The sequence below is a fragment of the Caulobacter sp. UC70_42 genome, assembly GCF_044056025.1.
Classification (GTDB): Bacteria; Pseudomonadota; Alphaproteobacteria; order Caulobacterales; family Caulobacteraceae; genus Caulobacter.
The window spans coordinates 253,964-280,774 of sequence record NZ_CP171994.1 but is presented as its reverse complement, the minus strand read 5'-3'; the positions used below and the strand labels follow the sequence as shown (position 1 = coordinate 280,774).

The 26,811-nt window shown below is 68.1% G+C and carries 22 protein-coding genes and 3 pseudogenes; 9 read left to right on the top strand and 16 right to left on the bottom strand.

The annotated features are described in order from the left end of the window. Positions 1-13: 13 nt before the first annotated feature. A complete protein-coding gene (locus ACHMW8_RS01640; protein WP_395444559.1) occupies positions 14-805 on the top strand; it encodes a tryptophan 2,3-dioxygenase in 792 nt (263 codons plus the stop codon). After that, positions 781-1,974: an aminotransferase class V-fold PLP-dependent enzyme gene (locus ACHMW8_RS01635; protein WP_395444558.1), complete on the top strand. Its 1,194-nt coding sequence runs from the start codon at positions 781-783 to the stop codon at positions 1,972-1,974. The genes ACHMW8_RS01640 and ACHMW8_RS01635 overlap by 25 nt, the downstream gene beginning before the upstream one ends. A gap of 123 nt (positions 1,975-2,097) precedes the next feature. Here the strand turns inward: ACHMW8_RS01635 and ACHMW8_RS01630 are convergent, their stop codons facing one another. From ACHMW8_RS01630 to ACHMW8_RS01600, 7 genes are all read right to left on the bottom strand, one after another. After that, positions 2,098-2,667: a sigma-70 family RNA polymerase sigma factor gene (locus ACHMW8_RS01630; RefSeq protein ID WP_125155676.1), complete on the bottom strand. Its 570-nt coding sequence runs from the start codon at positions 2,665-2,667 to the stop codon at positions 2,098-2,100. Positions 2,668-2,797: 130 nt separating this feature from the next. Continuing rightward, positions 2,798-3,646, bottom strand: coding sequence for a restriction endonuclease (locus ACHMW8_RS01625; protein WP_395444557.1), 849 nt, complete (start codon positions 3,644-3,646; stop codon positions 2,798-2,800). Then, positions 3,643-4,245: a hypothetical protein gene (locus ACHMW8_RS01620; RefSeq protein WP_395444556.1), complete on the bottom strand. Its 603-nt coding sequence runs from the start codon at positions 4,243-4,245 to the stop codon at positions 3,643-3,645. Before ACHMW8_RS01620 ends, ACHMW8_RS01625 begins: the two co-directional genes overlap by 4 nt. Before the next feature lie 34 nt (positions 4,246-4,279). Continuing rightward, positions 4,280-7,051 (bottom strand): class I SAM-dependent DNA methyltransferase, encoded by a 2,772-nt coding sequence (locus ACHMW8_RS01615; RefSeq protein WP_395444555.1) that lies wholly within the window; start codon positions 7,049-7,051, stop codon positions 4,280-4,282. Positions 7,052-7,206: 155 nt separating this feature from the next. After that, positions 7,207-9,120: an excinuclease ABC subunit UvrC gene (uvrC, locus tag ACHMW8_RS01610; RefSeq protein ID WP_395445863.1), complete on the bottom strand. Its 1,914-nt coding sequence runs from the start codon at positions 9,118-9,120 to the stop codon at positions 7,207-7,209. A gap of 19 nt (positions 9,121-9,139) precedes the next feature. Continuing rightward, positions 9,140-9,418: a type II toxin-antitoxin system RelE/ParE family toxin gene (locus ACHMW8_RS01605; protein WP_395444554.1), complete on the bottom strand. Its 279-nt coding sequence runs from the start codon at positions 9,416-9,418 to the stop codon at positions 9,140-9,142. Continuing rightward, positions 9,415-9,705, bottom strand: a complete 291-nt coding sequence (locus ACHMW8_RS01600) for an antitoxin (protein ID WP_395445862.1) — start codon at positions 9,703-9,705, stop codon at positions 9,415-9,417. The genes ACHMW8_RS01605 and ACHMW8_RS01600 overlap by 4 nt, the downstream gene beginning before the upstream one ends. Positions 9,706-9,766: 61 nt before the next feature. Here ACHMW8_RS01600 and ACHMW8_RS01595 point away from each other — a divergent pair, with 61 nt between their 5' ends. Both ACHMW8_RS01595 and ACHMW8_RS01590 read left to right on the top strand, forming a co-directional pair. Then, positions 9,767-10,387, top strand: coding sequence for a TIGR02466 family protein (locus ACHMW8_RS01595; protein WP_125155683.1), 621 nt, complete (start codon positions 9,767-9,769; stop codon positions 10,385-10,387). 86 nt (positions 10,388-10,473) lie between these two features. Continuing rightward, on the top strand, positions 10,474-11,502 hold the full coding sequence (locus tag ACHMW8_RS01590) for an AI-2E family transporter (protein ID WP_395444553.1): 1,029 nt from the start codon (positions 10,474-10,476) through the stop codon (positions 11,500-11,502). A gap of 65 nt (positions 11,503-11,567) precedes the next feature. Here ACHMW8_RS01590 and ACHMW8_RS01585 read toward each other — a convergent pair whose 3' ends face one another. Genes ACHMW8_RS01585 through ACHMW8_RS01575 form a run of 3 tightly spaced genes read right to left on the bottom strand, consistent with a single transcriptional unit; the run spans position 11,568 to position 14,621 of the window. Continuing rightward, entirely contained in the window at positions 11,568-12,140 is a 573-nt protein-coding gene (locus tag ACHMW8_RS01585; protein ID WP_125155685.1) for a hypothetical protein, read from the bottom strand. A 29-nt stretch (positions 12,141-12,169) separates the two neighbouring features. Further along, positions 12,170-12,868 (bottom strand): DUF998 domain-containing protein, encoded by a 699-nt coding sequence (locus ACHMW8_RS01580; RefSeq protein ID WP_125155686.1) that lies wholly within the window; start codon positions 12,866-12,868, stop codon positions 12,170-12,172. Between the two features lie 34 nt (positions 12,869-12,902). Beyond that, a complete protein-coding gene (locus ACHMW8_RS01575) occupies positions 12,903-14,621 on the bottom strand; it encodes a M20/M25/M40 family metallo-hydrolase (RefSeq protein ID WP_395444552.1) in 1,719 nt (572 codons plus the stop codon). A 357-nt stretch (positions 14,622-14,978) separates the two neighbouring features. Here ACHMW8_RS01575 and ACHMW8_RS01570 point away from each other — a divergent pair. Together ACHMW8_RS01570 and ACHMW8_RS01565 are read left to right on the top strand one after the other, a co-directional pair. Then, a pseudogene (locus ACHMW8_RS01570) lies at positions 14,979-15,213 on the top strand (flagellar hook protein FlgE). Positions 15,214-15,273: 60 nt separating this feature from the next. After that, a pseudogene (locus ACHMW8_RS01565) lies at positions 15,274-15,378 on the top strand (hypothetical protein); the annotation flags it as partial. Positions 15,379-15,493: 115 nt separating this feature from the next. Here the strand turns inward: ACHMW8_RS01565 and ACHMW8_RS01560 are convergent. Together ACHMW8_RS01560 and carA are read right to left on the bottom strand one after the other, a co-directional pair. Continuing rightward, positions 15,494-15,853 carry a DUF6980 family protein gene (locus ACHMW8_RS01560; RefSeq protein ID WP_125155689.1) on the bottom strand — a complete coding sequence of 120 codons (360 nt, stop codon included), beginning with the start codon at positions 15,851-15,853 and terminating at the stop codon, positions 15,494-15,496. Between the two features lie 12 nt (positions 15,854-15,865). Continuing rightward, entirely contained in the window at positions 15,866-17,050 is a 1,185-nt protein-coding gene (gene carA, locus ACHMW8_RS01555) for a glutamine-hydrolyzing carbamoyl-phosphate synthase small subunit (protein ID WP_395444551.1), read from the bottom strand. Between the two features lie 272 nt (positions 17,051-17,322). On the opposite strand from carA, the pseudogene ACHMW8_RS01550 reads away from it, so the two are divergent. From ACHMW8_RS01550 to ACHMW8_RS01540, 3 genes and pseudogenes are all read left to right on the top strand, one after another. Next, positions 17,323-17,604: pseudogene (locus tag ACHMW8_RS01550) on the top strand (DUF1272 domain-containing protein). Between the two features lie 402 nt (positions 17,605-18,006). Continuing rightward, the gene (locus ACHMW8_RS01545; RefSeq protein ID WP_125155692.1) at positions 18,007-21,090 is read left to right on the top strand and encodes a TonB-dependent receptor; all 3,084 of its coding nucleotides are present in this window, start codon (positions 18,007-18,009) and stop codon (positions 21,088-21,090) included. Between the two features lie 269 nt (positions 21,091-21,359). Beyond that, positions 21,360-21,491: a hypothetical protein gene (locus ACHMW8_RS01540; RefSeq protein WP_233586415.1), complete on the top strand. Its 132-nt coding sequence runs from the start codon at positions 21,360-21,362 to the stop codon at positions 21,489-21,491. Positions 21,492-21,580: 89 nt separating this feature from the next. Here the strand turns inward: ACHMW8_RS01540 and ACHMW8_RS01535 are convergent, their stop codons facing one another. The 4 genes from ACHMW8_RS01535 to ACHMW8_RS01520 all read right to left on the bottom strand — a co-directional run bounded on the left by ACHMW8_RS01535 (position 21,581) and on the right by ACHMW8_RS01520 (position 26,766). Further along, positions 21,581-21,835 (bottom strand): hypothetical protein, encoded by a 255-nt coding sequence (locus tag ACHMW8_RS01535; protein WP_125155693.1) that lies wholly within the window; start codon positions 21,833-21,835, stop codon positions 21,581-21,583. A 205-nt stretch (positions 21,836-22,040) separates the two neighbouring features. After that, a complete protein-coding gene (locus ACHMW8_RS01530; protein WP_395444550.1) occupies positions 22,041-22,832 on the bottom strand; it encodes an alpha/beta fold hydrolase in 792 nt (263 codons plus the stop codon). A gap of 351 nt (positions 22,833-23,183) precedes the next feature. Next, positions 23,184-25,211, bottom strand: a complete 2,028-nt coding sequence (mdoH, locus tag ACHMW8_RS01525) for a glucans biosynthesis glucosyltransferase MdoH (RefSeq protein WP_395444549.1) — start codon at positions 25,209-25,211, stop codon at positions 23,184-23,186. 22 nt (positions 25,212-25,233) lie between these two features. Next, positions 25,234-26,766 (bottom strand): glucan biosynthesis protein, encoded by a 1,533-nt coding sequence (locus ACHMW8_RS01520; RefSeq protein WP_395444548.1) that lies wholly within the window; start codon positions 26,764-26,766, stop codon positions 25,234-25,236. Between the last annotated feature and the right edge of the window lie 45 nt (positions 26,767-26,811).

Below are 26,811 nucleotides of genomic sequence, written 5' to 3'. Positions count from 1 at the left end.
CATAGGGGTCTCCATGGCGAAAGACATGACCTACGCGCGCTATCTGGCGCTGGACGAACTGCTCGCGGCCCAGAAGCCGCAGAGCGACCGGCACGACGAACTGCTGTTCATCGTCATCCACCAGACCAAGGAGCTGTGGCTCAAGGAGATCATCCACGAGGTCGAGCTGGCCAAGCGGCTGATCGCGGCCCACGACGTCGAGCCGGCCTACAAGGCCCTGGCGCGGGTGTCGCGGATCCAGACGGTGATGACCCTGTCCTGGGACGTGCTGGCGACCATGACGCCCGCCGACTACCTCAGCTTCCGGGGCGACCTCGGCTCGTCCTCGGGCTTCCAGTCGCACCAGTTTCGCACCCTGGAATATCTGCTGGGCCTGAAGGACCAGAGCTTCCTGAAGTTCCACGAGGAGGGCTCCTCGGCCCTGGGGCAGCTGCAGGCCGCCCTCGACGCGCCCAGCCTCTACGACGTGGCCATCGCGCAACTTCCTCGGCACGGCCTGGCCGTGCCGGACAGCGCCCTGAACCGCGACTTCAGCCAGACCTACGCGCCCTCGCCCGAGGTCGAGGCCGCCTGGCTGGAGGTCTATCGCGACCCGCAGCGCTATTGGGAGCTGTACCAGCTGGCCGAGAAGCTGGTCGACCTGGACGACGCCCTGGTCACCTGGCGGCATAAGCACGTGCTGACGGTCGAGCGGATCATCGGCGGCCGGCCGGGGACGGGCGGCACCGACGGCGTCGGCTATCTGGCCTCGACGCTGCGCCGCCGGGCCTTCCCCGAGCTGTGGTCGCTGAGGACGAAACTCTGATGACCGCGCGCAAGGACCTGTTCTCCAAGGCCCTCGCTGTCCCTGGCCGGCTGCACATGGCGGCCCACAGCCATCACCTCTGGCCCGACGCCACCCTGGCCGGCCAGGTCGAGGCCTGGGAGGACGCGGTGGTCCTGGCCGACCACAAGTGGGACAAGGCGCTGGGCCAGGTCTATCCGGCCGCCCAGGGCCTGGTCGCCCGCGAGCTGAACCTGCCCGGCGCCGACAGCGTGGTCTTCGCGCCCAACACCCACACCCTGCTGGCGGTCCTGGCGTCGGCGATCGCGCGCCCTGCGCCCGACCAGCCCATTCGGGTCCTGTCGACCGACGGCGAGTTCCACTCGTTCCGCCGCCAGGCCCAGCGCTGGGTCGAGGCCGGACAGATCGAGCTGACCCTGGTCGAGACCGACCGCCCCGACTTCGCCGAGCGGTTCCTGTCCGCCGCCCGGACCGGGACCTACGACCTGATCTTCGTCAGCCACGTGTTCTTCAAGACCGGCTTCGTGTTCGAGCGGGTGTGGGAGCTGGCCGAGCTGGCCCGGCCCGAGGGGCCGTGGGTCGCCGTCGACGGCTATCACGGCTTCCGCGCCGTGCCGACCGACCTGTCGGCGGTGGCGGACCGGATCTTCTATGTCGCCGGCGGCTACAAATACGCCATGGCCGGGGAGGGCGCGGCCTTCCTGCACGCGCCGGAGGGCTTTGGCCCGCGCCCGGTCCTGACCGGCTGGTACGCCGAGTTCGGCGACCTGGAGGGCCCGCCCGGCGGGGTCGGCTATGTCCGCGACGCCGGCCGGTTCATGGGGGCCACCTTCGATCCGTCGGGGCTCTATCGCTTCGTGGCGGCGGGGCGGATGCTGGAGGCGCAGGGCCTGAGCACGCCGGCGATCGCCGCCCATGTCGGGCGCCTGCAGCGACTGTTGCTGGACAGGATCGCCGACGGCGAGGCCGGACCGCTGAAGGACGCCGTGGTGCTGAACCCGCCGGGCGAGGGCCCCCAGGCGCGGTTCCTGGCCCTGCGACACGAAAAGGCCAGCGCCTGGAAACAGGCGCTGGCCGAGAAGGGCGTGGTGACCGACGTCCGCGACGACGTGCTGCGGATCGGGCTGTCGATCTATCACGACGAAGGGGATGTGGCGGCGTTCTGCCGGGCGTGTAGGGCGCTAGCCTAAAGATGCTCCCCCGCGTTGGGGGGAGCTGTCGCGGAGCGACTGAGGGGGCGAGCTTGGCGAATGTCGCGTTGGCCCCCTCCGGCCCTTTGGGCCACCTCCCCCGCGTTGCGGGGAGGATCTAGCCTAGGCCGCCAGGCGCTCCAGCGCCCGCAGCATCGAGCCCATGGCCTCGTGCACCGGCTTGCCGTCGCGTTCGTAGCTGCCGGTCTCGAAGATCTGGACCAGGTCCGAACGAGCGCGGCTGACGCGGCTCTTCACCGTGCCGACGGCGACGCCGATGATCTCGGCCGCTTCCTCGTACGAGAAGCCGCCGGCGCCGATCAGGATCAGCGCCTCGCGCTGGTTCTCGGGCAGCATCAGCATGGCCTGGCGCAGGTCGTCCAGGGCGATGGCGCCGTCGAAATTGGTGTTGGCCACCAGGGTCCGCTCGGCGGTTTCCTGGTCCAGGCCCACCGAGCGCCAGCTGCGGCGCTTTTCCGAATAGAACTGGTTGCGAAGGATCATGAAGGTCCAAGCCTTCATGTTGGTGCCCATGGCGAAGCTGTTGCGGCTGGCCCAGGCCTTGGCCACGGCTTCCTGCGCCAGGTCGTCGGCGGCGGTGGCGTCGCCGCACAGCGAGCGGGCGAAGGCGCGCAGATGCGGAATCAGCGCGACCAGGTCACGCTCGAAGGTCTTTTGGTCCTGATGGTCCATGACGGTCCCCGCTTGAAAACACTCAAGCTATCAAACGAGGCTGGAGAACATTGGTTGCGCCGGAGAACGGCGTTCTTTCGGGTGGGGCCAAGTCTCTCTCAAATCGCGGAGAGGGCGGCGGCGTCGATCGTCACCCGCTCGACCATCTCGACCCGCACGCCCAGGCGATGCTGGCGCAGCAGGTCGCACAGCATCTCGCCGTCCACCAGATCGATGGCCGGCGCCCGTCGCGGACGGCCTCGCGGCGGGCCTCGGCGGTGAAGGTCCCGGTCGTCAGGATCAGCCCCTTGTCGGCCCGCCCGACCATCGCGCCCCGGAAGTCCCGCACCGTCGGCGCCCCCACCGAGCCCTGCCACCGCTTGCACTGGAAGATCACCTGGAACGACAGCAGGTTCATCCGCAGCACCCCCGTCCCGTCGATCCCGCCGTCCCCGGTCTTGCCGGTCACCTCGACCTTGGAGAAGCCGGCTTCGCGGAGCAGGCGCTGGCACAGCCGCTCGAAGGCGGACGGGTCGAGGGCCAGGAGCCGGGCCATCAGCGCGCCGCGCCACGGTTCTTCACCCTCGATCTCCGCGGCCGCGTCGAAGGCGGTCGATGGGCTGGGCGTGTCGTCCAGGGAGAAGCGCGGCGAGGCGGCCGCGCGCTGGGCCGCGTAATCCTGCTGCACCTGGCGAGGACCGCCGCGCACCTCGGCCTCGGTGATCGCCGCGCCCTTCGGCGTTAGCGTCCAGACGCCCCGACCGCTGTTCTCCAGCGCCCCGATCTTCTTCAGATAGGTCCGAGCCCAGGCCATCCGGTACTCGACCTCGGTCTGGCCCGAGTTCCCGTGCGGCGCCGACCGCACCGCCTCCGACAGGCCCATGTGGGCGCTGACGTCGTCCAGCATCTCCTCATTGGTCATCGAGCGTCCATGCGCCCGCAGGCGCTCGACGATCGGCCACATGTAGGCGTCGTAGGAGGGGACGGCGGGGGCGGTCATGCGGCCTCCTTACGCTGGGAGCGGCCGGCGAAGCGGCCGTCGGGCAGGGCGGTGACGTGACCCCAGCGGACCAGGCTGGTCAGGGCCTTGACCACGCCTTGCTCGATACGCTTGCCGCCCTTCTTGAAGCGGCGGGCCAGGGCGGGGACGTCCAGCGGCTCGCCGGCGGCCTCCAGGGCGGCCAGCACGGCCGGCGGGCGGTCGGCGGCGTCCTTGGGGAAGTCCAGCAGCTCGTCGTCCGCCTCGGCGGGCGCCTCGCCCAGGTCGAGGTCGCCGCTCTTGGCGGCCGCGCCCTTGGCGAAGCGGGGGATCTGGTAGTCGGGCCGCAGCCAGCGCACATGACCGGCCGCCTCCTCGCGCGCCCGCTCGGCGTTCAGGGCCACAAGCCGCTCCAGGATCTGCTCGTCGGTCAGGTCGCGCGGCCAGCCGTAGGCGTCGGCCGTGGCCGCGTCGATCTGGTCGTGCAACTCCTTCAGGATCAGCACCCGGCCGCGCGTCTTCTGGTCCTGCTCGACCGGCGTCAGCTCGGCCCCGGCGCGGACCTTTTCCAGCAGGTTGTAGAGCCCGGTCAGGGTCAGGTCGTCGTTCTCGGCCAGCACGGTCTTGCGCGTGGCGTCGAGTTCCTCGCCGAGGTTACGCAGGCGGACTTTCGATGTCCTCCGGCGGGTCGGGGAAGGGGAAGGGGTCGAAGCAGCGCGTCTTGTTATAACGCGGACGATCTTCAAGGGTGCCTCCCTGAGCCAGCGCCCATACTACATGGTGACGGGAGGATAGCTCGGCCAGGGTTTCAGCGTTTTCGATGGCGATACCGACAACCATATGGTCATGTAGGAACGACCCGTCCACAAAACGGAACACCCTATGCTTAGCCGTTTCTACGGTTGCGATGTATCGTGAGGCCCCCTTTAGTGCCTCTCTATACTTTGGATTGTTCTCCCCGAATAACCACCATTCCCTTTCTCGATAGGTTTTTATATTACCAATGCGGCTTGGGCGTACTGTTTCGACTAGGTGTTCGTAAATTTCAGGAGCTTCTGTCCTGACTTGACTCTCAGTGAGGCCATAAAGATCGATTGCGTACTGATCTTTCCAGCCGTCATAGAGAGCTTTTCCTTTTATGTAGGGCTTTACTCTTTCAGTCAAAACATCCCGGGTGCCGAGGCCTAGATGCATAGCTTCGCTTTTGGTCACCATAAAGCCCGCGCCGGACAGCAGCATCCCGTTGGCACAGACACCGGCGTTTGCCTTGAGTTTTTTAGCTTTCGTAAGGTTAGGGCCGACCTCGAGATTTGAGTGTATCTGTCCAGTGCGCGTCGAGAAGAGTATATTAGGGTCGTCTGATCCAATATTTTCCTCTCGGGTAATTTTTAGGCAAATACCATCGCCATTTCCTCTAGATGCAGAAGTCATTGCAATTCTTACGGCTGCGGAATCTCTAGTGGCTTTTGTCCATGGATGATCGGCTACCGCAAATATCAGGTAGATAGGATTTTTTCCAGATGTGTGATGCTCAATAACTTTTCTATTGAAGGTTTGGGCGATGGAATTCGTCGTGACAAAGCCAAATTGCCTAAGTTTAGAATTCTTGCTAGCCAGTATGCTGGCTGCTCTGTCCCACCAGTACATCACGAAGTCGATGCTGTCCGGTAGGTGGGGATTTACAGCCGACAAGCTATCTACGTACGCGTCTCCAAGTGGGCCACGCATGAAAGCGCCTTTACCTAAGAATGGCGGGTTGCCCACGATGAACTCCGCCTCCGGCCACTCCGGCCGCCGGGCGTTGGGATAGCTCTCGACCCGCTGGCCGTCCTTCTCGACGACCGCCGGAACCGGATAGCCGTCCCAGGTCAGCACCGCGTCGCGGTTCTCGATGTTCTTGAAGGCCTTCAGGATCGGCTCGGACGGGTGGCCGTCGCGGCTGCGATAATGCTGTTGCAGATAGCCCAGCCACAGGACGAGCTCGGCGATGGCGGCGGCGCGGGGATTGAGCTCGATCCCCAGGAACTGGTGCGGATCGACGGTCTCGAAGCCCAGGCCCTCGGACTCGCCCAGCTGGGCCAGGGTTTCCAGGACCTCGGCCTCCAGCACCTTCATCAGCTCCAGCGACACATAGAGGAAGTTGGCCGTGCCGCAGGCCGGGTCCAGCACGCGGGTGGTGCAAAGCTGGTGGTGGAAGGCCTTGACCGCCGCCCGGGCGCCGGCCAGGTCGCCTTGGTCGGACAGGGCCTCGGCCTTGGTGCGGGCCGCGCGCCAGTCGTCGCGCAGGGGCTCCATGACCGTGACATTGACCAGCCGCTCGACATAGGCGCGCGGGGTGTAGTGGGCGCCGAGGCGCCGGCGCTCGTCCGGGTCGAGGGCCTGCTCGACCAGGGTGCCGAAGATGGCCGGCTCGACCTGGCGCCAGTCGCGCTCGGCGGCGGCCAGCAGCTCGCCGATCTCCTCGCGACCCAGCGCGAAGGCCGTGGTGTCCTTGAACAGGCCGCCGTTGAAGCGCAGGACCTTGGCGTCGATGGCCAGGGACTCGCCGCCCTGGTCCATGGCCTTCCACAGCTCCTTGACCCGCTGGGGGAAGCGGTCGGGGCTGTCCAGAGACTTGCGCAGCAGGCCCCGGAAGCTGTCCTTGGGCAGCAGCTCCACGTCCTCGGCGAACATGGTGAAGATGCTGCGCATCAGGAAGTGGGCGACGTCCGCGGCCTTGGCGCCCGAGGCCTCCAGCGACTTGGAGACGGCGGCCAGACGCTCGGCGATCTCCCGGGTGACGCGGGCGGCTTCGCGGGAAGGGTCCAGGCTGTGCGGATCGGTCCAGATCTTCTGCAGGCGTTCGCGGACCTTGGGATCGCGAAGCTCGTCCAGATAGATCCGATAGCCCTTGCGGTCCGGGAAATAGGCGTAGCCGCGCCCCGTGCCCGAGAAGTCGGCGTAGATCTCCAGGCAGTGGCCGATGTCGGCCACGATCAGGAACGGCGGGGCCGGGTGGTCGGTCGGCAGCAGGTGCACATAGTCGACGGCCTGGTTGTAGGCCTTGCGCATCAGGACGTCGAAGTTCCGGTTGGCCGCGCGACGGCCCAGCTGCTCCGGCTCGCTGGCTTCGGGGGCCGCGCCCAGGCCCAGGGCCAACTGCTCCGGCGCGGCCTTGTCGCCGCCCTTGGCGTGCGACTGCTTGGCCTCCAGCAGGAAGCAGCCCTTCTTGTAGAGGTCGATGCGCTTGGCGCTGGCGCCGTCCAGGGTGGTGGAGCGCACGGCGCGTTCGAAGACGTAGTCGTTGCGGCTGCGATCGGCCTCCGCCGGATCGGGTTCTGGCAGGCCCAGCACGCTGCAGAACTGCGTGAAGAACATCTGGTAGTTGGCGCGCTCGGCCCCGCCCGTTCGCGAGGTCCAGCGCGCGATGAAGTCGTCTAGCGTCATGGTGCCCAGTACGCCCCCCGTAGTGATCTCAACCTAGACGGCTTCGGCGGCGCTTGGCGAGGGCGTCCTTTTCCCCTTGCGGGTCGGGCGGGGCTCGCGCGACCCCTCGCCCGGCGTTTCAGGCCACCCTCTCCCGCAAGGGGGCGGGGAGGTCCTCACCCCTTGCGGAAAACCCGATGGATCCGTTCGGCCAGGGCCTGGCTGACGCCCTCGACCTTGACCAGGTCCTCGACGCTGGCCCGGCCGACGCCCTTGGCTGAGCCGAAGGCGTGGAGCAGGGCCTTCTTGCGGCCCGGGCCGACGCCTTCGATCTCGTCGAGCGGGTTCTTCTTCAGGTCCATGGAGCGGCGGGTGCGGTGGGCGCCGATGGCGAAGCGGTGGGCTTCGTCGCGCAGGCGCTGCAGGTAGTAGAGCACCGGCGACTTGGGCTCGAGCATGAACGGGGTCTGGCCGGGGATGAAGAAGCGCTCCAGCCCCGCGTCGCGGTCGGGGCCCTTGGCCACACCGACCACGGCGATGTCGTCGACGCCCAGGTCGGCCATGATCTCCAGGGCCGCGTCCAGCTGGCCCTTGCCGCCGTCGACCAGCACGAGGTCGGGGCGGTTGTCGCTGTCGCCGTCCTCCTCCTCCTTGACCAGGCGGGCGAAGCGGCGCTTCAGCACCTCCTTCATCATGCCGTAGTCGTCGCCGGGCGTGAGCTCGGTGCTCCTGATGTTGAACTTGCGGTACTGGCCCTTCATGAAGCCTTCGGGGCCCGCCACGATCATGCCGCCGACGGCGTTGGTGCCCTGGATGTGGCTGTTGTCATAGACCTCGATCCGCTCGGGCGGGGCCTCCAGCTTGAAGGCCTCGGCGACGCCGGCCAGCAGCTTGGTCTGGGCGCTGCCCTCGGCCATCTTTCGCCCGAGGGCTTCGCGGGCGTTGGTCAGGGCGTGCTGAACGAGGTCGGCCTTCTCGCCGCGCCTGGGGACGGCGATCTCGACCTTGCGGCCGCTCTTCAGGGCGAAGGCCTCGGACAGCAGTTCGGCCTCGGCCGGCCGCAGGTTGGAGAGGATCAGGCGCGGGATCGGCTTGTCGTCGTAGAACTGGCCGAGGAAAGCGGTGAGGATGCGCTGCTCCTCGGTGGTGGTTTCGTCCTCGGATTCGTCAGCATTGCCGGTGACGCGCGGGAAATAGGCGCGGTTGCCCCAGTTCTGGCCGGCCCGGAAGAAGAACACCTGGACGCAGGCCTGGCCGCCCTCGACGTGCAGGGCCACGACGTCGGCCTCGTCGACGGTCTCGGGGTTGATCTGGGTCTCCTGGGCGACGCTGGAGAGGGCGCGGATGCGGTCGCGCAGGCGGGCGGCGCGCTCGAACTCCAGCTCCTCGGCGGCCTCTTCCATCTGCCTGGCCATGCTGGACATCACCGCGCGGGACTTGCCCCGCAGGAAGGCCTCGGCCTGGTCGACCAGGGCCTGGTAGTCGTCCTTGCCGATCAGGCCGGTGCAGGGGGCGGCGCAGCGCTTGATCTGGTGCAGCATGCAGGGGCGGTCGCGCGTCTCGTAGACGCTGTCGCTGCACGAGCGGAGAAGAAACGCCTTCTGCAGGGTGTTCAGCGTGCGGTTCACCGCCCAGGCGCTGGCGAACGGTCCGAAATAGTCGCCCTTGATGGTGTGGGCCCCGCGGTGCTTGCGCAGCTGCGGGGCGTCGTGGTCGCGGCGGATGACGATCTCGGGGAAGCTCTTGTCGTCGCGCAGCAGCACGTTGAAGCGGGGTTTCAGCTGCTTGATCAGGTTGATCTCGAGCAGCAGGGCGTCGGCCTCGGTGCGGGTAGTGATGAACTCCATGGCCCGCGTGGCGTCGACCATGTTGGCGATGCGGTTGGTGTGGAAGCGGCCTTGCGCGTACTGGACGACGCGCTTCTTCAGGCTCTTGGCCTTGCCGACATAGAGCACCTCGTCGGCCTCGCCGATCATCCGGTAGACGCCGGGCGCGTCGGGCAGGCGCGTGACCTCGTCCTTGATCAGGGCGGCGCCGGACAGGCGAGGGGAGGCGGGGGTGTCGGTCGTCGTGTCGGTCACGGGGCAGATATAGGCGAGTCCGGCGCGTTCAGCGACGTTCGAGGCTGTGTCGGATGCGGAGGATCACGACAGCGTCCTGGTGCGCACGATATTGCAGGACATAGCCGTGAGCGCCGAAGGAGACATAAAGTTCTCGCATGTTCTGGGATTTTCGGCGGCCGAGGTCTGAATGCTCGGCGAGCTGCTCCGCCCGGCTCAGGATAAGGTCGATGGCCCTGTCGGCCGCTGAGGGCGCTCGGTTCAGGAGCCAGCGCCGCAACTTGGTCAAGTCACGTCTGGCGCGAGGGCCGAGCTCGACGGATTTCATCCCCTGGCCTTGATCCTCGGCTCGGGCGGCGGCAACTCGTTTTCGGTATCCCAGGAAGCGACCCAACGCTTGACGTCCTCGAGCGGAATACCGCCGTCGCGCAGGACCTCGTCGGAATGAGTACGCAGTTCACGCCAATAGGCGTCGTCGTCCGTGTAGCCCCAATCCTCGTCGGACATCACGTGGAGTGCGTCGAGCGCGAAGGTGTTGACGTCCGTGCCCTCGGCCTCGGCGGACGCCTTGAGACGTGCGGCCAGTTCGGCGGGAAGGGTGATGGTCACGCTCATGTTCTCATCATGTTCCATCGGCGGTTTGTCGTCAATCACAAGGGGCGCTATGACGCCGTCCATGACCACGCGCCCGCTCTTCGTCACGCCGCTCTATGAAGCCAGCCTCGCCAGCGACAAGGACGCCGAGGCGTTCATCGACGAGCTGCACGACGCCTGCATCGCCATCGCCGAGGACGACGAGGCCGGTCAGGCCTGGGCCTATAACAAGGGCTATCTGGGCTATACCTCCTACGCCTCGCTGAACGACCTGCCGCAGCGCGACAGCCTGTTCGAGACGCTGAAGAAGAAGCTGGACAGGCACGCGGCGGCCTTCGCCAAGGACCTGGCCTTCGACCTGGCCGGCGGCAAGCTGGTCATGGACAGCCTGTGGATCAACATCCTGGAGCCCGGCGGTTCGCACAGCGGCCACATCCACCCCCACAGCGTCATCTCCGGCACGGTCTATGTCACCATCCCGCCGGGCGCGTCGGCCCTGAAGTTCGAGGATCCGCGGCTGCCGATGATGATGGCGGCCCCGACCCGCGTCGACGACGCGCCCGAGACCCTGCGGCCGTTCATCTATGTCAGGCCGTCGGCCGGCGCGGTGCTGATGTGGGAGAGCTGGCTGCGCCACGAGGTGACCACCAACCAGGCCGACGAGCAGCGGATCAGCGTCAGCTTCAACTACGCCTGGCGGTAGGCGCGCGTGGCGACGGGCGCTTCGGCCAGGGACATCCGGTCGCGCGCGGGCGATGATCGCCTTCGAACCGGATTCGCGGAGATCAAGTGAGCAAGACCGGCACATCCTTTCTGGTGAACTTCGCCGTGGGGGCGGGTCTGCTGTACGTGTTTCGCGCCGTGCTGTGGCCCTTTACCCTGGCGCTGGTGCTGGCCATCCTGATCACGTCGCTGAGCGATCGGGTCGTGCGGTTGCTGCCCAGGGCGCGGCGCTGGATGGTGTTCGCCATCACCGCCGTGATCGTGGGCGGGATCATCGCCGCCAGCATGGCGATGGTGATCGAGGGCGCCTCGCGGATCGTCGCCGAGATGCCGGCCATGCTGGCGCGGATCGACCACTTGCTGGCCCTTGTCCACCCGCCCGGCGGCGGGACCCTGAGCCTGGAGTCCCTGGCCCAGAAGGTCGAGCTCGCGCCCCTGGCCGACCGCTTGCTGGGCAGCGTCCAGGACGCCTCGGCGGGGCTGGGCCTGACCCTGATTTTCCTGTTCTTCCTGCTGATCTCGAGGCCGATGATCGAGAAGCGCGTCGAACGGATCGTCGCCGAGCGCGGCGGACGGGGTCTGGCCTCGGTGCTGGAGCGCAGCTTCTCGGGCGTCGAGAGCTACATGTACGTCCAGTCGGTCACCGGCCTGATGATCGCGGTCGGTTCGGGCGTGGTGATGTTCGCCGTGGGCCTGGACAACGCCCTGTTCTGGAGCCTGGTGATCCTTCTGTTCTCGTACCTGCCGGTGCTGGGCGTGATGGCTGGCAGCGTCGGGCCGACCCTGTTCGCATTGCTGCAGTTTCCCAGTCTGACGCCGGCGATCGCCGTCTTCGTCGGCATCCAGATCGTCTCGTCGGTGGTCGGCAATCTGGTGCTGCCCAAGATGCAGGCCGACAGCCAGAACATCGACCCGGCCGCCAGTCTGATCGCGGTCGGCATGTGGACGGTCATCTGGGGCGTACCGGGCGCGTTCCTGGCCATCCCGCTGACCCTGGCCCTGATGTACGCCCTGGCCCAGTACGACGACCTGCGCTGGCTGGCGGTGCTGATCTCGCACGACGGCGACCCGACCCCGATGGAGTCGGCGGAGTAGGGGGCGCTCGCATCGCGGTCGGCGCGAACCGCCGTCCGCTTCGTCGAAAATGCTCCAGGCGGCGCCTACGGACCGCAGGTCCAGGTCCCCGCGAACACGCGCTTGGCCCCGTCGGCGCGGTCGTAGGTCAGCGTGGCGGGGGAGGGCGGCGACTCGCCGCCGCCGGTCGCCGGACCGGTGATCGCGATGGTCACCGTCTTGCCCTGGCCGCCGAAGGCCGTTCCCTTGACCATGGCGTCGTAGCCGCCCGGCGCGACCACCTGCTCGACGGAGTCCAGCACCTTGACCAGGCCGAAGCCTGGTTCCTTGACGCCCGAGAAGCCCGAGGCGACCAGCAGCAGGGCGCCGGCCTTGTCGCGGAAATGGCAGCTCAGTTCGCCCTTCAGCGGATGGGCCTGCTGGTCGGCGAGGGTGAGGTCCGACAGCTGGATTTGCGAGCCGTCGCCGCCGACCGTCGCGCCTTCGTCGGGGGCGGCGGCCACGGGCGCGGGGACGGCGGGGGTGACGGCCGGCGCGCGGGTCTCGTCGCCCACGGCCGGGGTCGGCGTGGCGGCCGGCTGGTCCTCGGTCTTCTGCTGCGAGCAGGCGGTCAGGACCAGTGCGGCCAATCCGAGGGTCGCGAAACGATATCCGGTCATGGTGGGCGTTCTCCCGTTGTCGGGAGACCCTAGACCGCCGCCGGCTCGGTCGCCAGGGCGCTCGCCTTCCAGCCCTTCTCCAGGCTCCAGGCGGCGATGGCCAGCCACAGCAGGCCCAGGAACGCGTGGCCGCGCTGCCAGTAGCCGACGTCGTAGCCGGTGCGGACGTTCCACACCCCGGTCAGCAGGGCGAAGACCAGTAGCAGGCCGAAGAACCAGCCCAGCGAGAACTGGGCCAGCCGCCGATAGCCCGGTCTGCCCCACAGGGCCCAGGCGGTGAACAGCGGGGCGAACTGCATGGCCAGGCCCACGCCGCAGGCGCGATGCATGGGGTCGGGCCAGTGGAACACGCCGGCGAAGAAGGCCCCCAGACCCGTCAGCGCCACGAACAGGCCCGCGAAGGCCGAGACCTGGCGCCGGCCGCCCGCGTGCTCCAGGGCGTGGGTGAAGCCGGCGCCGGCCAGCAGGCCCGCGACGCCGGCGATCATCATGCCGTAATTGAAGATCTCGGGCAGGGGCGCCTTGGGGCCGCCCAGCTCGCTGATGAACTGGGCCCCGGCGTCGAAGCCCGGGAACAGGCGCTGGGCCAGCGCCACGTCGGCCACCATGATGGCCGGCGCGATCACGCCGATCTTCAGGAAGGCGCCAGTGCGGGCGGTCACGCTTTGCAGGTCCGTCATCAAAAACAAAGAGGGCGGCAGAATCCCTTCCGCCGCCCTCCGGGTCAATCGTGCTTTTCAGCCCGGCTTACTTCGCCCCAAATCACTTGGCGGAAGACGGATGCCCCGCTGGCGCGAACGTGCCGCCGAAGAAGTCGCCCTTCTTCCAGACCGGACGGGCCGGGGCGTTGGCCAGCTCGCGGGCGATCTCGTAGTTCACGAGCGCGAACTTGGCGGCCGCCTGGTAGTCGATCGGCTGGTTCAGGTCGTCGCCCGGGTGGTGGTAGTTGCCCTTCAGGAAGCCCTTGAAGGCCGCCTCGCCGCCGTTCTGGAAGCCGGTCATCAGGAACACCGACGGGATCCCCTGCTCGACGAAGCGGTAGTGGTCCGAGCGGGTGAACAGGCCTTCTTCCGGCATCGGGTCGCCGGACAGCGCGACGCCCACGCGGCCGGCGGCGTGCTTGACGGCCTCGCCGATGGTCGAGCGATCGGCGCCGAACGCGATCACGTCGGTGAACGGGTACAGCAGCACCGGCATGTCCAGGTTCACGTCGGCGGCGATGTCGGCCTTCTTCACGGTCGGGTTGTTGGCGAAGTAGTCCGAGCCGACCAGGCCCTTCTCCTCGCCGGTGACGGCCAGCAGGATGATCGAGCGCTTGGGCTTGACCTTGCTGTTCTTGAAGCCGCGCGCGACCTCCAGCAGGGTGGCGATGCCCGAGGCGTTGTCGAGCGCGCCGTTGTTGATCTTGTCCTCGCCGGGCTTGGCGTTCTCACGGACGCCTATGTGGTCCAGGTGCGCCGACAGGATGATCGTCTGGGCCTTCAGGGCCGGATCCGCGCCCTCGATCAGGCCGACGACGTTGCTGCTCTCGCGCTTCTCGATCTCGGTCTTCAGGACGATGCTGGCTTTGGAGGTCAGGGCGAAGCCCTTGACCGCGCCCTCCGGCTTCTCGGCCTGGGCCATTACGTCGGCCAGGGCCGCCGGGGCGCCGGCGAACAGCTTGGCCGCGCCGGCCTGGCTGATCGAGGCCAGGGCCGGGGCGGCCGGCGCGCGGATGGCGCCGACGTCGTTGGCGTCGCGCCAGATCACCCGCCAGCCGCGCATCATGCCGACGCCGGCCGCGAACGGACGGCGCTTCTCGGCGCTGGGACTAGACAGGGTGACGACGCCGATGGCGCCGCGCTTGGCGGCTTCCTCACGCTTGGTGTTGGGGTTGGCGAAGTGGGCGCGTTCCTCGGTCTGCAGCGACGACGGAGCGCCGTTCAGCATGACGACGATCTTGCCCTTCACGTCGAGGCCCGCGTAGTCGTCGCGGCCCGTGGCCGGGTTGACCAGGCCATAGCCGACGAAGACCAGCGGCGCGTCGACCTTCAGGTCGGCGGCCTGGGCCTGCGGATTTGGCAGATAGTCCTCGCCGTACTTCAGGGCGACCGTCTGGCCGTCCGCGCCCGTCAGGCCGAACGAACCCTCGCCGGCCCCGCGGAAGGCGATCAGCGGCACGTGCTGCTGGTACGAGACGCCGGTCGCGGTCTTGTCGCCGGCCGGCTTGACGCCGAGCAGGGCGTACTGGGCGGCGACATAGTTGGCGGCGATGTCATAGCCGCGCGTGCCGGCCTCGCGGCCTTCCATAAGGTCGTCGGCCAGGAAGGTCATGTGGGCCTTGATGGCCTCGGGCGAGGGAACGAAGTCCGAGGCCGGCGCGGCCTTCCTGGCGATCTTCTGGGCCGCCGCGACGGGCTTGGCCGGTGTGGCCGCGAGAACCGGTTGCGCCACCATGAGCAGGGCGGCGCTGGCGAGCGCGACACGACGCGTGAACGACATTTCTAAGGAGACTCCCGGGGAGCGGACCGCCCCCGGCCCGCGAAGGGGCGAACCATGTCGGGACGATGACGGCTTGTCGATACGGCCGAGCCTGAACGTTTTGTAATGTTGGACGGGTTTTGCGCCGACGGCGGCCTTGACGCCTCGCATCGCCGCGGGGGCGCGCGCCTTGCGAAAACGGCGTTCGCGCTGGGTTTGGTTGGCGGAAGATTCACCCTGTCGCGGTCACCCGGAAAGGGCCGCTCAAAAGGTTAACCGCCGCTAAAAAAGATGACCAAGGTGTGAATTTTACCATTTTTGGTTGTAAGCTCTTAACCCAACCGGCCGGATAACCAAGGGGTAGAACGGAGACACCCCATGCAGGCTCTCTCAATCGCCGCCTCGGGCATGATGGCCGCCGCCGACCGGCTCAACGCCTCGGCCCAGCGGGTCGCGGCTTCGGACGCCCAGGCCGCTGAGAAGTCTCGGGGACGTCGACTACGTCAAGGAGCGCACCGAGCAGATCGGCGCCGCGACCGACTTCAAGGCCAATGCGGCGGTGGTTCGCGTGGCCGACGAGATGAACAAGCGTCTGCTCGACCTCAAGGTCTGAGCGCCCAGTCTTTCAGTTCCAGCGTTAAAGGCCTGTCTTCGCTCGGGGCGTCCCCCGGGCCTGGACAAGCGCGCCCCGCCAGACGCCCGAAGTGCGCCCCCCTTGCCCAGGGTGTCTGGCCGCCGCCTCCCGCTTTGCCCCCTAGTCTTGCGGGAGGCGGCCCCCCTTTGCCTTCTCCCCTTGCGGGAGAAGGCGCCCCGAGGGCCTGATGAGGGGGGGAAAGCCCCGTCGGAACGGCCGCGCGGGCCCCCGGTCCAGCCTGCCCGCTCAGTCCAGCCCCTCAGTCCAGCTTGGCCAGATCGGTGTCGCGCCACCAGGCGTCGGCGCGGTAGGCGGGCGGGGCCAGGAAGTCGACCGGCGGCGCCGCGTCGACGGGAATGGCGCCCGCGGCCTCCAGGGCGTCGTACCACTCGTCGCGCAGGGATGGCGGCAGGCGACGGCCCGTGAGCGGGCAGTGGTTCAGCACATAGGCCGACACCCCGTCGGCGTTGGGAAGCGTGAACTCGCGCAGCGCCGGTTCGTAATAGATGATCGCGCCGTCGGCGATGGCGTCGAACAGTTCGGGAAACAGCGCGTAGTCGTGGAGCGCCCGCAGGCGCTCGAGGCCGGTGTTGGGTTCGATGCTTTCGATCCCGAACACCGCCGTCGAACCCTATTTCGCCTTGTCCATCAGCCCCGCGAAGCGTTCGAACAGATAGAGGCTGTCCGTCGGGCCGGGCGAGGCTTCCGGGTGGTGCTGGACGCTGAACACCGGCTTGTCGGCCAGCTGGATGCCGGCGTTGGTGCCGTCGAACAGCGAGACGTGGGTCTCCTGAACCGGGGCGGGCAGGCTCTCGCTGTCCACGGTGAAGCCGTGGTTCATCGAGACGATCTCGACCTTGCCGGTGGTCAGGTCCTTGACCGGGTGGTTGGCGCCATGGTGGCCCTGTTCCATCTTCACGGTCTTGGCGCCCAGGGCCAGGGCCAGCATCTGGTGGCCCAGGCAGATGCCGAACACCGGCTTGCCGCTTTCGACCAGCTTCTGGATCTCCGGCACGGCGTACGCGCCGGTCGCGGCCGGGTCGCCGGGGCCGTTGCTGAGCAGCACGCCGTCCGGGTTGCGGGCCAGGATGTCCTCGGCCGAGGTCGAGGCCGGCACCACCGTGGCGCGGGCGCCGACATGGGCCAGGGCGCGCAGGATGTTGCGCTTCACGCCATAGTCGATGACCACGACCTCGTACTTGGGCTTGTCCAGCTTGGCGTAGCCTTCCGGCCAGGACCACAGACCCTCGTCCCAGGTGAAGGTCTGGGTGGTCGAGGCGTCCTTGGCCAGATCGAGGCCTTCCAGGCCGGCCCAGGCCTTGGCCTTGGCGACGAGAGCCTCGAGGTCGAACTTGCCGTCCGGCGAATGGGCGATGACGCCATGCGGCATGCCGGTCTCGCGGATCTTGCGGGTCAGGGCGCGGGTGTCGACGCCGGCCAGGCCGATGACGCCCCGGGTCTTCATCCAGGCGTCGAAGTCGCTGTTGGCGCGCCAGTTGGCCTGCTCGGTCGGGACCTCGCGGAACAGGGCGCCGCGGGCGGCCGTCTCGGCCACGCCGGTGATCTGCTCGACGTCCTCGGCGTTCGTGCCGACATTGCCGATGTGCGGGAAGGTGAAGGCGACGATCTGAGCCATGTAGGACGGGTCGGTCAGGATCTCCTGATAACCCGTCATGGCGGTGTTGAAGCACACCTCGCCGACCGCGTCGCCGACCGCGCCGCAGCCCACGCCCTGCAGGATCGTGCCGTCGGCCAGGGCCAGAACGCCGGTGACGCCTGGAAGAAGAGCGACGCCGGGGAGAAGGTCTTGGGACATTCTGTGGAGCGCTCCTGACGCATTCTGACGGATGTTCATTTTTGCAAAAAAGCGGGCCAGGGGTAACCCCTGCCCGCCGCGCAAACGGCGGGGTGTCTAGGGGCTATGGGGCAGGGGGTCAACCCCCGCTGATCACGCGGATTTCGCTTGGCGCCACATTCCCGTGATCGACGAACGCGCACCCTCGCGCGACGGGCTCAAAAGCCCTTATGGTACAAGGCTTCCAGGCGCAAAAGACCTGAAGCACCAGACGAACACGGGAGGACGGCCCCATGCTCGAACTGCGCCCCAATTGCGAGTGCTGCGACGCGGACCTGCCGCCGGCCAGCGCCGCGGCCGAATCTGCACCTTCGAGCACACCTTCTGCGCCGACTGCGCGGACGTCCGGTTCGAGGAGATCTGCCCAGATTGCGGCGGCGGTCTGGTGCCCCGGCCGATCCGCCCCCGACGCCCAGCTGCACCGGTACCCGGCCTCGCTGCGGCGGGTGAACAGGGGTCATCGCTACGCGCCGGCCGCGCGCCGCGACCCAGAGCGCCCGGCCGGCTGGAACTAGGGCCGTTTCCGGTCCAGCCGGATCGATGAACGGCTCCGGTCTGGCGCCTTCACACCCTTTATGACGATGAACCCACGTCCGCCGCGTCGCGCGGCGCGTCGGCGTCGTCTCGCCCGCGCGGCCGCCAACGCCTCCTGAACACGCCAGGATCGCGAACGGGTCTCCCTCGGCCGGCGCGTGAGCGTGGCTCTGGCGCCTCACTCCCCGCGAAGCTTGTGAAAGGGGCATGACAGCGAGGTCAGACCACATTGACTTGAGAGGACTTACCTCGTAACCGTGTCGAGTGTGACCGCTACCACCGCCAAGCGGAGCGTAATCGTCGGCCAACCGGGAAGGGGCGGCCGATCAGCCGTACGGCGACAACGAAACAAGTGCTCAGAGCACTGTCATGGGGAGAGAAACATGTCGTCCATTCGACACCACGGGTCCGTTCGTCGCCTGGCCTTGATCGGCGCGACCTGCCTGACCACTTTGGCGATTGCCCAGGCCACTTACGCTCAGACGACCGCCCCGGCGCCGGCCGCGGACACCGCCGTCGACGAGATCGTCGTCACCGGCTATCGCAAGAGCCTGGCCCAATCGACCGTCGCCAAGCGCGAGACCACCGGCTTCGCCGACGCCATCTTCGCCGAGGACATCGGCAAGTTCCCCGACTCCAACATCGCCGAGTCGTTCAATCGCATCCCCGGCATCACCATCACCCGCGACATCACGGGCGAAGGCACCAACGTCGCCATCCGCGGCCTGGGATCGAACTTCACCAACGTGACGCTGAACGGCGCCTCGATCGCCGTGGCCTCCTCGGGCGCCACCGACGCGCAGGGCACCGACCGTTCGGTCGACCTTTCGTTCTTCCCGACCGACCTCTTCACCAAGCTGACGGTCAACAAGAGCTATTCGGCCAGCCTGCTGGAAGGCGGCGCGGCGGGTAATATCGACATGCGCTCGGCGCGTCCGTTCGACCGCCCCGGCCAGCACCTGACGATGAACGTCCAGGGCGTGAAGCCCGACGGCGCCAAGCTGGGCGGCAAGGGCTCGGTGATCGCCAGCAAGACCTGGGACAATTTCGGCGTCCTGTTCGGGGTTTCGGGCCAACGCCTGCACACCGACACGCGCGGCTACGAGACCATCGGCTTCACCAATCCGAACCTGTCGGCGGCCCAGTGCGGCGCGACCAGCGGCTGTAACGCCACGGGCGGCGGCAACTGGACGATCCCGGCCACGGTGCCGGTCGGCGCGGGCGCGGGCCTGGTGGCCGGCACGGTCATCGACCGCGATTTCCTGCTGTCCAAGAACCCCGGCGCGACCATCCAGCAGATCGACAACGGCCTGCTGCCGCGCCTGGGCCGTCCGTCGGCCGAGTATGGCCGCCGCGACCGCCTCAACCTGGTCGGCAGCCTGGAATGGCGCCCGAACGACAACGTCAATTTCTATATCGACGGGATGTACGGCTACAAGAAGAACGACCTTCTGCGCGAGGACATCGCCTGGATCGTCCGCAACGGCGCGATCATCCCGACCAACACCAAGTACGACAAGACCGACTGCTCGGCCGGCTGCACGGTCACTCAGGGCACCTACGCCAACTCGCAGTTCTTCCTGGAATTCCGTCCCTATCTCGAGAAGACCGAGCTGTGGGGGATCAATCCGGGCGGCGAATGGCGCATCAACGACAAGCTGAAGGTCGAGGCCCAGGCCAACTACACCAAGAGCAACTTCCATCGCGAAAGCCCGACCTTCGGTCCGGTGACCGCCCTGGGCGTCGGCACGACGGTGGACTACACCTACAACCCGAACGGCCCGCCGACGATCAAGAGCAGCGTCGACCTGAACAACCCGGCCAACTACGTCTGGACCGGCGGTCGCCTGAACATGCAGGACGAGAAGCGCTGGTACGAGACCAAGGGCGCCCGCGCGGCCATTACCTGGGGCGACGAGAAGCTGAACCTGAAGTTCGGCGGCAACTATGACGACGTCTCGCGCACCATCCGCGGCTACGACAACACCACGCCGTGGCAGAACGCGACCTGCGGCAACAACCCCAGCATCAACCTGACCTCGCCGAACGGCACCCCGCCGTGCCAGGGCCTGAACCAGCCGGGCGCCGCTCCCGCCGGCTATCCGACCTATCCGGGCTACGGCACGGGCGCCACGGCCGGCCAGACCGGCACGCTGACCTACGGCGGCTCGCTGATCCCGACCGCCAACCTGGCCAGCTACCTGAAGCCCGGCCCGGCCGGCTTCGTCACGGTCGACTGGGACAAGGTCAAGCAGGCCACCGGTTACGACAAGCTGCATGACGCCTCGCCGGAGACCGGCGGCTCCAACACCGGCGCCAGCGGCGGCTATATCAACGAGAAGAACAGCGCGGCCTATACCGAGCTGAACGGCGTCACCCAGGTGATGGACAGCGACCTGCGCTTCAATGTCGGCGTCCGCTACGTCCACACCAAGCAGACGATCGGCGGCCGCGTCTCGCTGGCGGATCCGCGCAACACCCTGCCGGGCGGCGCTCAGCTGCCGGACGGCGCGCGTTATCCGAACATCACCAACTTCGTCTACACCGAGAACACCTATTCGAAGTGGCTGCCGGCCGCCAACATCGCCTATGACGTCGGCGAGCACGCCGTGGCCCGCGTGGCGGTGTCGGAGACGATGACCCGTCCGGACCCCGCCGCCCAACTTCCGGGCGTCAGCTTCGGCGCGCCGTCGGCCGACCAGGCCACGATCGGCAACTCGGCCCTGAAGCCGTACTTCTCGAAGAACATCGACCTGGGCTTCGAGTTCTACACCGGCCAGGAAGGCGTCATCGCGGTCAACGCGTTCCGCAAGTCGCTGACCGGCTTCACGACCAACAACGTCGTGACCCAGCCGTTCTCGGCCCTGGCCCAGTACGGCATCACCTACGACACCCTGAACGACACCCAGAAGACGGCCATCAACTCGCGTGGCGGCCCGACCCAGGCTCAGGTGCAGATCCAGTCGCAGATCAACGTGCCCAACAAGCTCACGATCAACGGCCTGGAATTCCAGTGGGTGCAGCCGCTCGACTTCCTGACCAGCCGCTTCGGCGTCGAGGGTCTGGGCGTCAACGCCAACGCCACCATCGTCGACCAGACCAGCAACGGTCCGGCCATCGCCTACGGCGTTGCCAAGTACACCTACAACCTGACGGGCTATTACGAGCACAACGGCGTCAGCCTGCGTCTCAGCCACGTCTACCGGAAGGGTTCGCAGTCCAGCGGCGCCAACCAGAACGGCGTCACCGCCGCCGCCCTGTTCGCGGACGACTACAAGCAGACCGACTTCTCCTCGAGCTACGATCTGGAGAAGATCCTCGGCATGAAGAACGCCCCGCAGCTGACCTTCAACGTGACCAACCTGACCAACGAAAAGCTGCGCTCGCACTTCCAGTACGACAACGCGACCTTCACCTACTACAAGCCCGGCCGCCAATACGTGGTCGGTCTGCGGATGAGCTTCTAGGGCTCCTCCGACGCGGTCCCGTCCGCCGGTCCGAAATCCTCGGACCGGCGGCCGATCGCGCTCCATCCACCTTTCAAGCGCGGGTGATCGACCTCCTCCCGCCCGCGCGGCCTCACGGCGCGTCCCGTTCCCGGGCGCGCCGATTTTTTTGGGGAAAGCGCCGGTCTGGACGGCGGCGCCGGACAACTTGTCGCGGCGCGGGAGCCGTCCAAGATTCAGGATCATTAACGGTTCAGGGTGCAAGCTCCACCGTGCAAGGAGCCCCCGCCATGACCCCCGCCGCCGCCCTGTTCAAGCCGCCCAGCCGCTCGGTCTTCAGCCTGACCGAGACCGTGCTGAACATGGCGCTCGTGGCGGCGATCCCGATCAGCGCGGTGGTCTTCGTGGTGCTGAGCTTCTAGAGCATTTTCCGACGAAGTGGATACCGGTTCGTCGTCAGAAAATGCGTTAAAACAATAGTCTAGAGCAAACCGCGCGCGCCGGGGCGCCTTCAGGGCTCGCCTCGACCCCGCAGCCGCGACCAATGCTGGGTCGCGCCCTCGCCGAATTGGTCCAGCGCCTCGTCCAGGTGGACCAGGATCCGCGCGGCGCCGAAGACCAGCAGCCACACGATGGCGAAGAACCGCAAGAGATCGGCCTGATGCGGGGCGTGGGCGGCCCAGGCCAGAAGGCCCGAGAAGCCGCCGAGGCCGGCGACCAGCAGGATCATCAACAGGCGGCGGTGAGCGGGGGAGGGCATGTACATGGCGGTCTGTCCACTAGAGCCTGTCCGCTTCTGATGGATACATCAGAAGCGGGTAAACAGGATCTATTTCAAACACTTAGAGCGTGGCTGGCGCCGAAGCCGCGCACACTTTCGGCTGCCACGCTCTAACGCGCCTCTCGTACCCCCGCCCTGCATAAGCGCTCCAGATGGAAGGGAGCCTTCCCGCGTAAGGGCCGTATAAAACTCAGGCGATCGGCGCCAGCCCGTCCATGATCGCCGTCAAGGCCAGCACGGTCTGGGCTTCCATCGCGCTGTGGCCGGCATTGGTCTTGACGTAGCTGGCCGGGGTCGCGCCCACCGTCGCCATCGCCGCCACCAGCCGCGAGGCCTGGGTCAGCGGGCAGACCTGGTCGAAGCGGCCGTGGACGATGTGGGTCGGGATGGCGGCGATCCTGTCGACATGGCCGACGATGTAGTCCGGCTCCAGGAACAGGCCGTTGGCGAAGAAATGGGCCTCGATCTGGGCGAAGCACAGGGCGAAGTCGGCCTCGCCGAACTTGCCCGGGTCGCTGTCCTGCGGGACCATGTTCGAGATCGTCCCTTCCCAGACCGACCAGGCCACGGCGGCGCGCAGCTGGCGGGCGCGGTCGGCGTCATTCGCCGGGATCATGTCGAAAATCGCCTTGTAGGCGGCCATCATGTCGCCGCGCTGGTCCGCCGGGATCTCCTCGACGAAGGCCTTCCACTCGTCGGGATAGGCGACATAGCTGCCCGGTTCGGTCAGGGCGTAGGGCGCGTCGGCGAAGGTCGCGGCGTTGCCCTGGTACATGTAGAGCAGGTCCTCGGTCGCCCCCAGGAAGATGCCGCGCAGGATCAGCGAGGCGACCTTGTCCGGATGGCGGATGCCGTAGACCAGGGCCAGGGTGCTGCCCCAGCTGCCGCCGAACACGTGCATCTTGCCGGTGATGCCGAGAGCGTCGCGGAGCTTGTTGATGTCGTCCACCAGATGGTCGGTGTCGTTGCGGGTCAGGGCCACCTGGGGGGCCGTGGGTCGCGACGGTCGGCTCGCTCTTGCCGCAGCCGCGCTGGTCGAACAGGATCACCCGGTAGCGCCGGGGATCGAAGAACCGCGACATCACCGGCGCGCACGCCCCGCCCGGACCGCCGTGCAGGTACATGACCGGCTCGCCGTCCGGATTGCCGTATTCTTCCCAATAGAGCTTGTGGTCCGGTCCCTGGTCGACCTGAAGCAGGCCCGCGCGGTTGGCCGGCGCCAGCGGATACTTCCACTCGGTGGTGACGGTGCTGACGGCCTGCAGCTTCGAGAAATCCATGGGACGCGCTCCGAGGTTCGGTGGCCCTGGCCTACTCCGATGGACGACGCGCCTCAAGCCGCCCGGCTGACCACCTTGGCCCGCGCGCGCGTCTGGATGGCGTCGGGGCCGTAGACCATGGCCGGGGCGCGAAGCAGCTTCTCGATCGCCCGGCGCGTGGGGGCCTCGCGGTCGTAGGCGGCGCGCAGTTCGGCGGCGCGGAGGGCGACGCGGGGCGGGCGGCGCTCCTCGGGCGTCTGGAACAGGCCCAGGAAGTCGCCAATCCGCGGCTGCGACAGCAGAAGGGCCAAGGGCGCCGACAGGATCAGGCCCAGATAGACCGGGCTGGACCACCAGAACATCACAGGATCCAGGGCGAAGACCAGGGCCGCGGCGACGCCGCCGATGCCCATGTGGGCGCGGTGGACGCGCCAGGCCTCGCGCCTGGTCAGGCGGCCGGGGTCGCGCTGCTGCGTCGCCCAGCCGGCGTCGCGACCCAGCAGCACCTGCAGCACCGACACGCTCTGCATCAGCATCAGCACGGGGGCGACCAGGGCCGACAGCACGATCTCCATCGCCATGCCGACGATGAACCGATAGCCGCCGCCAAACGCCTGGCGCTGGGCCCGGCTGCGCAGGATCAGCGCCCCGGCCATCAGCTTGGGCCCGATCAGCAGGGCCATGGTCAGGCCGAACAGCCAGGCCGCGGCGTCGGCGCGGATCAGCGCCGAGGCGCCGCCCTGCTCCATCCACACCCCGGCCCCGGCGATCAGCAGGAACAGCCACAGCGGCGAGGTGGCGTAGGACAGGACGCCGCGCAGCAGGTGCAGGCGGCTGACCCAGTGCAGGCCCTGAGCCCCGATCACGCCCAGGTGCTGCAGGTTGCCCTGGCACCAGCGGCGGTCGCGGATGGCCATGTCGAGGATGGTCGGCGGGGTCTCCTCGTAGCTGCCGGTCAGGTCGGTCGCCAGGCCGATCTTCCAGCCGCCCCGACGCATCAGGGCCGCCTCGACGAAGTCGTGGCTCATGATGTGGCCGCCGAACGGGCGGGGGCCCGGCAGGTGCGGCAGCCCGGCCTGCTCGGCGAAGGCCCGGGTGCGGATCATGGCGTTGTGGCCCCAGTAGTTGCCCTCCGCCCCCGACCACCAGTCCTGGCCAGCCGACAGCATCGCCCCGTAGGCGCGCGAGGCGAACTGCTGCAGCCGCGCGAACGGCGTCTCGCCATTGATGATCGAGGGCGAGGTCTGCAGCAGGCCCAGCTTCGGGTCGCGCTCCATGCGGTGGGTCAGCCGGATGAGGGTGTCGCCGGTCATCAGGCTGTCGGCGTCCAGGATCAGGAACTGCGCGTAGGCCCCGCCGAAGCGCTCGACCCATTCGGCGATGTTGCCGGCCTTGCGGTCGGTGTTCTTGACCCGGCGGCGATAGAAGATCCGCGCCTTGGGGCCCAGCCGCGCGCGCAGCCGCAGCACGCCCACGGCTTCCTCGCGGGCGACGTCCTCGACCCGCGTGTCGCTGAGCACGAAGACGTCGTAGAGCTCGGCCACCTCGCTCTGGTCCAGTTCCTCGTACATCGCCTGGATGGCGGCCAGGACGCGGCCGGGATCCTCGTTATAGGTCGGGGCCAGCAGGGCCGTGCGGGTCAGGATCACCGGCCGCGGCTGCTCGCGGCCGTCGCGCGTACGCCAGCAGGTCCAGAAGCCGCCCAGCGCGCTCATGAAGGCGAAGGCCACCCAGGCGAACAGCAGCACGAACAGAGCGAAGGCGACGCCGTCGACCAGGCTGAAGCCGCCGGGCGAGAACAGCAGCGCCGTCACCGCCGCCGTCACCGCGGTCAACACGCCCGAGCCCGTCAGCAGCACCCAGCGGCGTCCGGAGACGTCCGGACCGTCCACGGGCGTCAGCCGGCCCTCGCGCAGGCTCTGGGCGGGCATGGCCAGCGGCGTTTCCGCCGGCAGCCAGGCGGCGAAAGAGGCGGGCGCGGGCCGGGCCGGCGGCGGGGCCAGCTTCAGGGCGGGAGGGGACGGGCGCTCGCGCGCCGTTCGGAAGACAACAAAGCCACTGCACTCTGGGTTCGGGGAAGCGGGGAGCCATCGGCGAGCCAAGCTCGCGACGGCGCGGTTGGTTTCACGGCGCGGGCGGAAAAATCAGCGCGGTCCAGGTTTCGCTCAAAGGCCGACCATTCTGCCTGAGGACGACGCGCACATCGGCCGGTTCCGCGCCATCGCACACGACGTCGAAGGTGACGCGCCAAAGGGCGTCGGTCTCGTTCTCGTGGCGGGCGCCGGGATAATGCGACAGCAGGCGGATCTGGCCGTTGCGGGCGGTGACGTCGGCCTCGATGTCGATCGCCGTTCGCAGCGCCAGCAGGTTTGCGCCCCGGAATTCGACGGCCACCTTGCGGCCTTGCGCGGCGGTGTCGCGGCCCGGCTCGCCCGGCCGGCCCGAGCGGGTGGCCACCACCTTGGCGAGCTCGGTCTCCGGCGCGTCGGCCGTCCAGTGGAGGCGGTAGCTCAGCTCGACCTTGCTCCCGGCCTTGACCGGCGCGTCCGGCGTCCAAAAGGCGACGATATTGTCGTTGGTCTCGCTGTCGGTCGGGATCTCTACCAGGCGGACCGAGCCCTTGCCCCAGTCGCCGATCGGCTCGACCCAGACGCTGGGCCGACGCTCGGCCTTGGCCTGGTCGTCGTGATAGTGCTCGAAGTCGCGGTCGCGCTGGATCAGGCCAAAGCCCTTGGGGGTCTGGTCGCTGAACACGCTGGTCACCACGCGCCGGGGGTTGGAGAGCGGCCGCCACAGGCGTTCGCCCGCCCCGGTCCAGATCGCCAGGCCGTCGGAGTCGTGGATCTCCGGCCGCCAGTCGACCGCCGGGACCGCGCGGTCCTCGCCGTACCAGAACATGCTGGTCAGGGGCGCGAGACCCATCTGGTCGAAGGCCCGCCGGAAGAAGACGCTCGCCTGCACGGTCTGGGTCAGGGCCAGGCCGTCGCGGTCGTTGACGAACCTGTAGGCGCCGACGATCCCCGGGCTCTCCATCAGGGCGTGGATGACGAGGCGCCCCTGCGCGTCGCGTTCCAGCCAGACCTCGCGCCAGTCGGGAAACTCCTCGGGCTGGACGGCGTAGGTGTCGGCGGCGATGGCGCGGGCCGACAGGCCGTACTGGCCGAACGGCGCGGGCGAGCGGAAATAGGAGGCGCCGTGGAACACCAGCCACTCGCCGCGGTCGTCGCGGCTGATGGCGCGGAAACCCGAGAAGCCGGCCTTGGCCGGCAGGGCGCGGACCGGGCTGCCGGCGGGCGAGGAAAACATGGTCGGGTCATAGGCCAGCGGCTTGGCGCGGCCGTCCTCGACCAGATGGATGGTCACGGTCTTGGAGACGCCCTGGCTCAGCGGGAACAGTTCGATCCCCCAGTCGCCGCCCCACAGCGGGATCTTCTCGCGATAGAATCCGACCGCCTGGGCGGCGTCATAGTTCATGGCCGCGACCTCGGCGGGCGGCGGCGGCGGGGCGACATAGGGGCGGCCGGCCAGGGCGCGGGCGCGGGCGCGCACGGTCTCGAAGGAGAAGGACGCGGGGCGCGCGTCGGCCTGTCCGGGCGACAGGTTGGCGGCGACGGCGCCGCCGGCCAGCAGCGTCAGGGCGGCGCGGCGATCAAGCAAGGACAATAGGAAACCTCGGGCGGATACCGACTCGGCGCGGATTTG

Excerpts from the sequence above, each read along its gene's own strand:
- ACHMW8_RS01640 (WP_395444559.1), top strand. The coding sequence starts at position 14 with ATGGCGAAAGACATGACCTACGCGCGCTATCTGGCGCTGGACGAACTG.
- ACHMW8_RS01630 (WP_125155676.1), bottom strand. The coding sequence starts at position 2,667 with ATGGACCATCAGGACCAAAAGACCTTCGAGCGTGACCTGGTCGCGCTG.
- ACHMW8_RS01625 (WP_395444557.1), bottom strand. The coding sequence starts at position 3,646 with ATGACCGCCCCCGCCGTCCCCTCCTACGACGCCTACATGTGGCCGATC.
- ACHMW8_RS01615 (WP_395444555.1), bottom strand. The coding sequence starts at position 7,051 with ATGACGCTAGACGACTTCATCGCGCGCTGGACCTCGCGAACGGGCGGG.
- ACHMW8_RS01605 (WP_395444554.1), bottom strand. The coding sequence starts at position 9,418 with ATGAAATCCGTCGAGCTCGGCCCTCGCGCCAGACGTGACTTGACCAAG.
- ACHMW8_RS01600 (WP_395445862.1), bottom strand. The coding sequence starts at position 9,705 with ATGAGCGTGACCATCACCCTTCCCGCCGAACTGGCCGCACGTCTCAAG.
- ACHMW8_RS01595 (WP_125155683.1), top strand. The coding sequence starts at position 9,767 with ATGACCACGCGCCCGCTCTTCGTCACGCCGCTCTATGAAGCCAGCCTC.
- ACHMW8_RS01585 (WP_125155685.1), bottom strand. The coding sequence starts at position 12,140 with ATGACCGGATATCGTTTCGCGACCCTCGGATTGGCCGCACTGGTCCTG.
- ACHMW8_RS01575 (WP_395444552.1), bottom strand. The coding sequence starts at position 14,621 with ATGTCGTTCACGCGTCGTGTCGCGCTCGCCAGCGCCGCCCTGCTCATG.
- carA (WP_395444551.1), bottom strand. The coding sequence starts at position 17,050 with ATGTCCCAAGACCTTCTCCCCGGCGTCGCTCTTCTTCCAGGCGTCACC.
- ACHMW8_RS01545 (WP_125155692.1), top strand. The coding sequence starts at position 18,007 with ATGTCGTCCATTCGACACCACGGGTCCGTTCGTCGCCTGGCCTTGATC.
- ACHMW8_RS01540 (WP_233586415.1), top strand. The coding sequence starts at position 21,360 with ATGACCCCCGCCGCCGCCCTGTTCAAGCCGCCCAGCCGCTCGGTCTTC.
- ACHMW8_RS01535 (WP_125155693.1), bottom strand. The coding sequence starts at position 21,835 with ATGTACATGCCCTCCCCCGCTCACCGCCGCCTGTTGATGATCCTGCTG.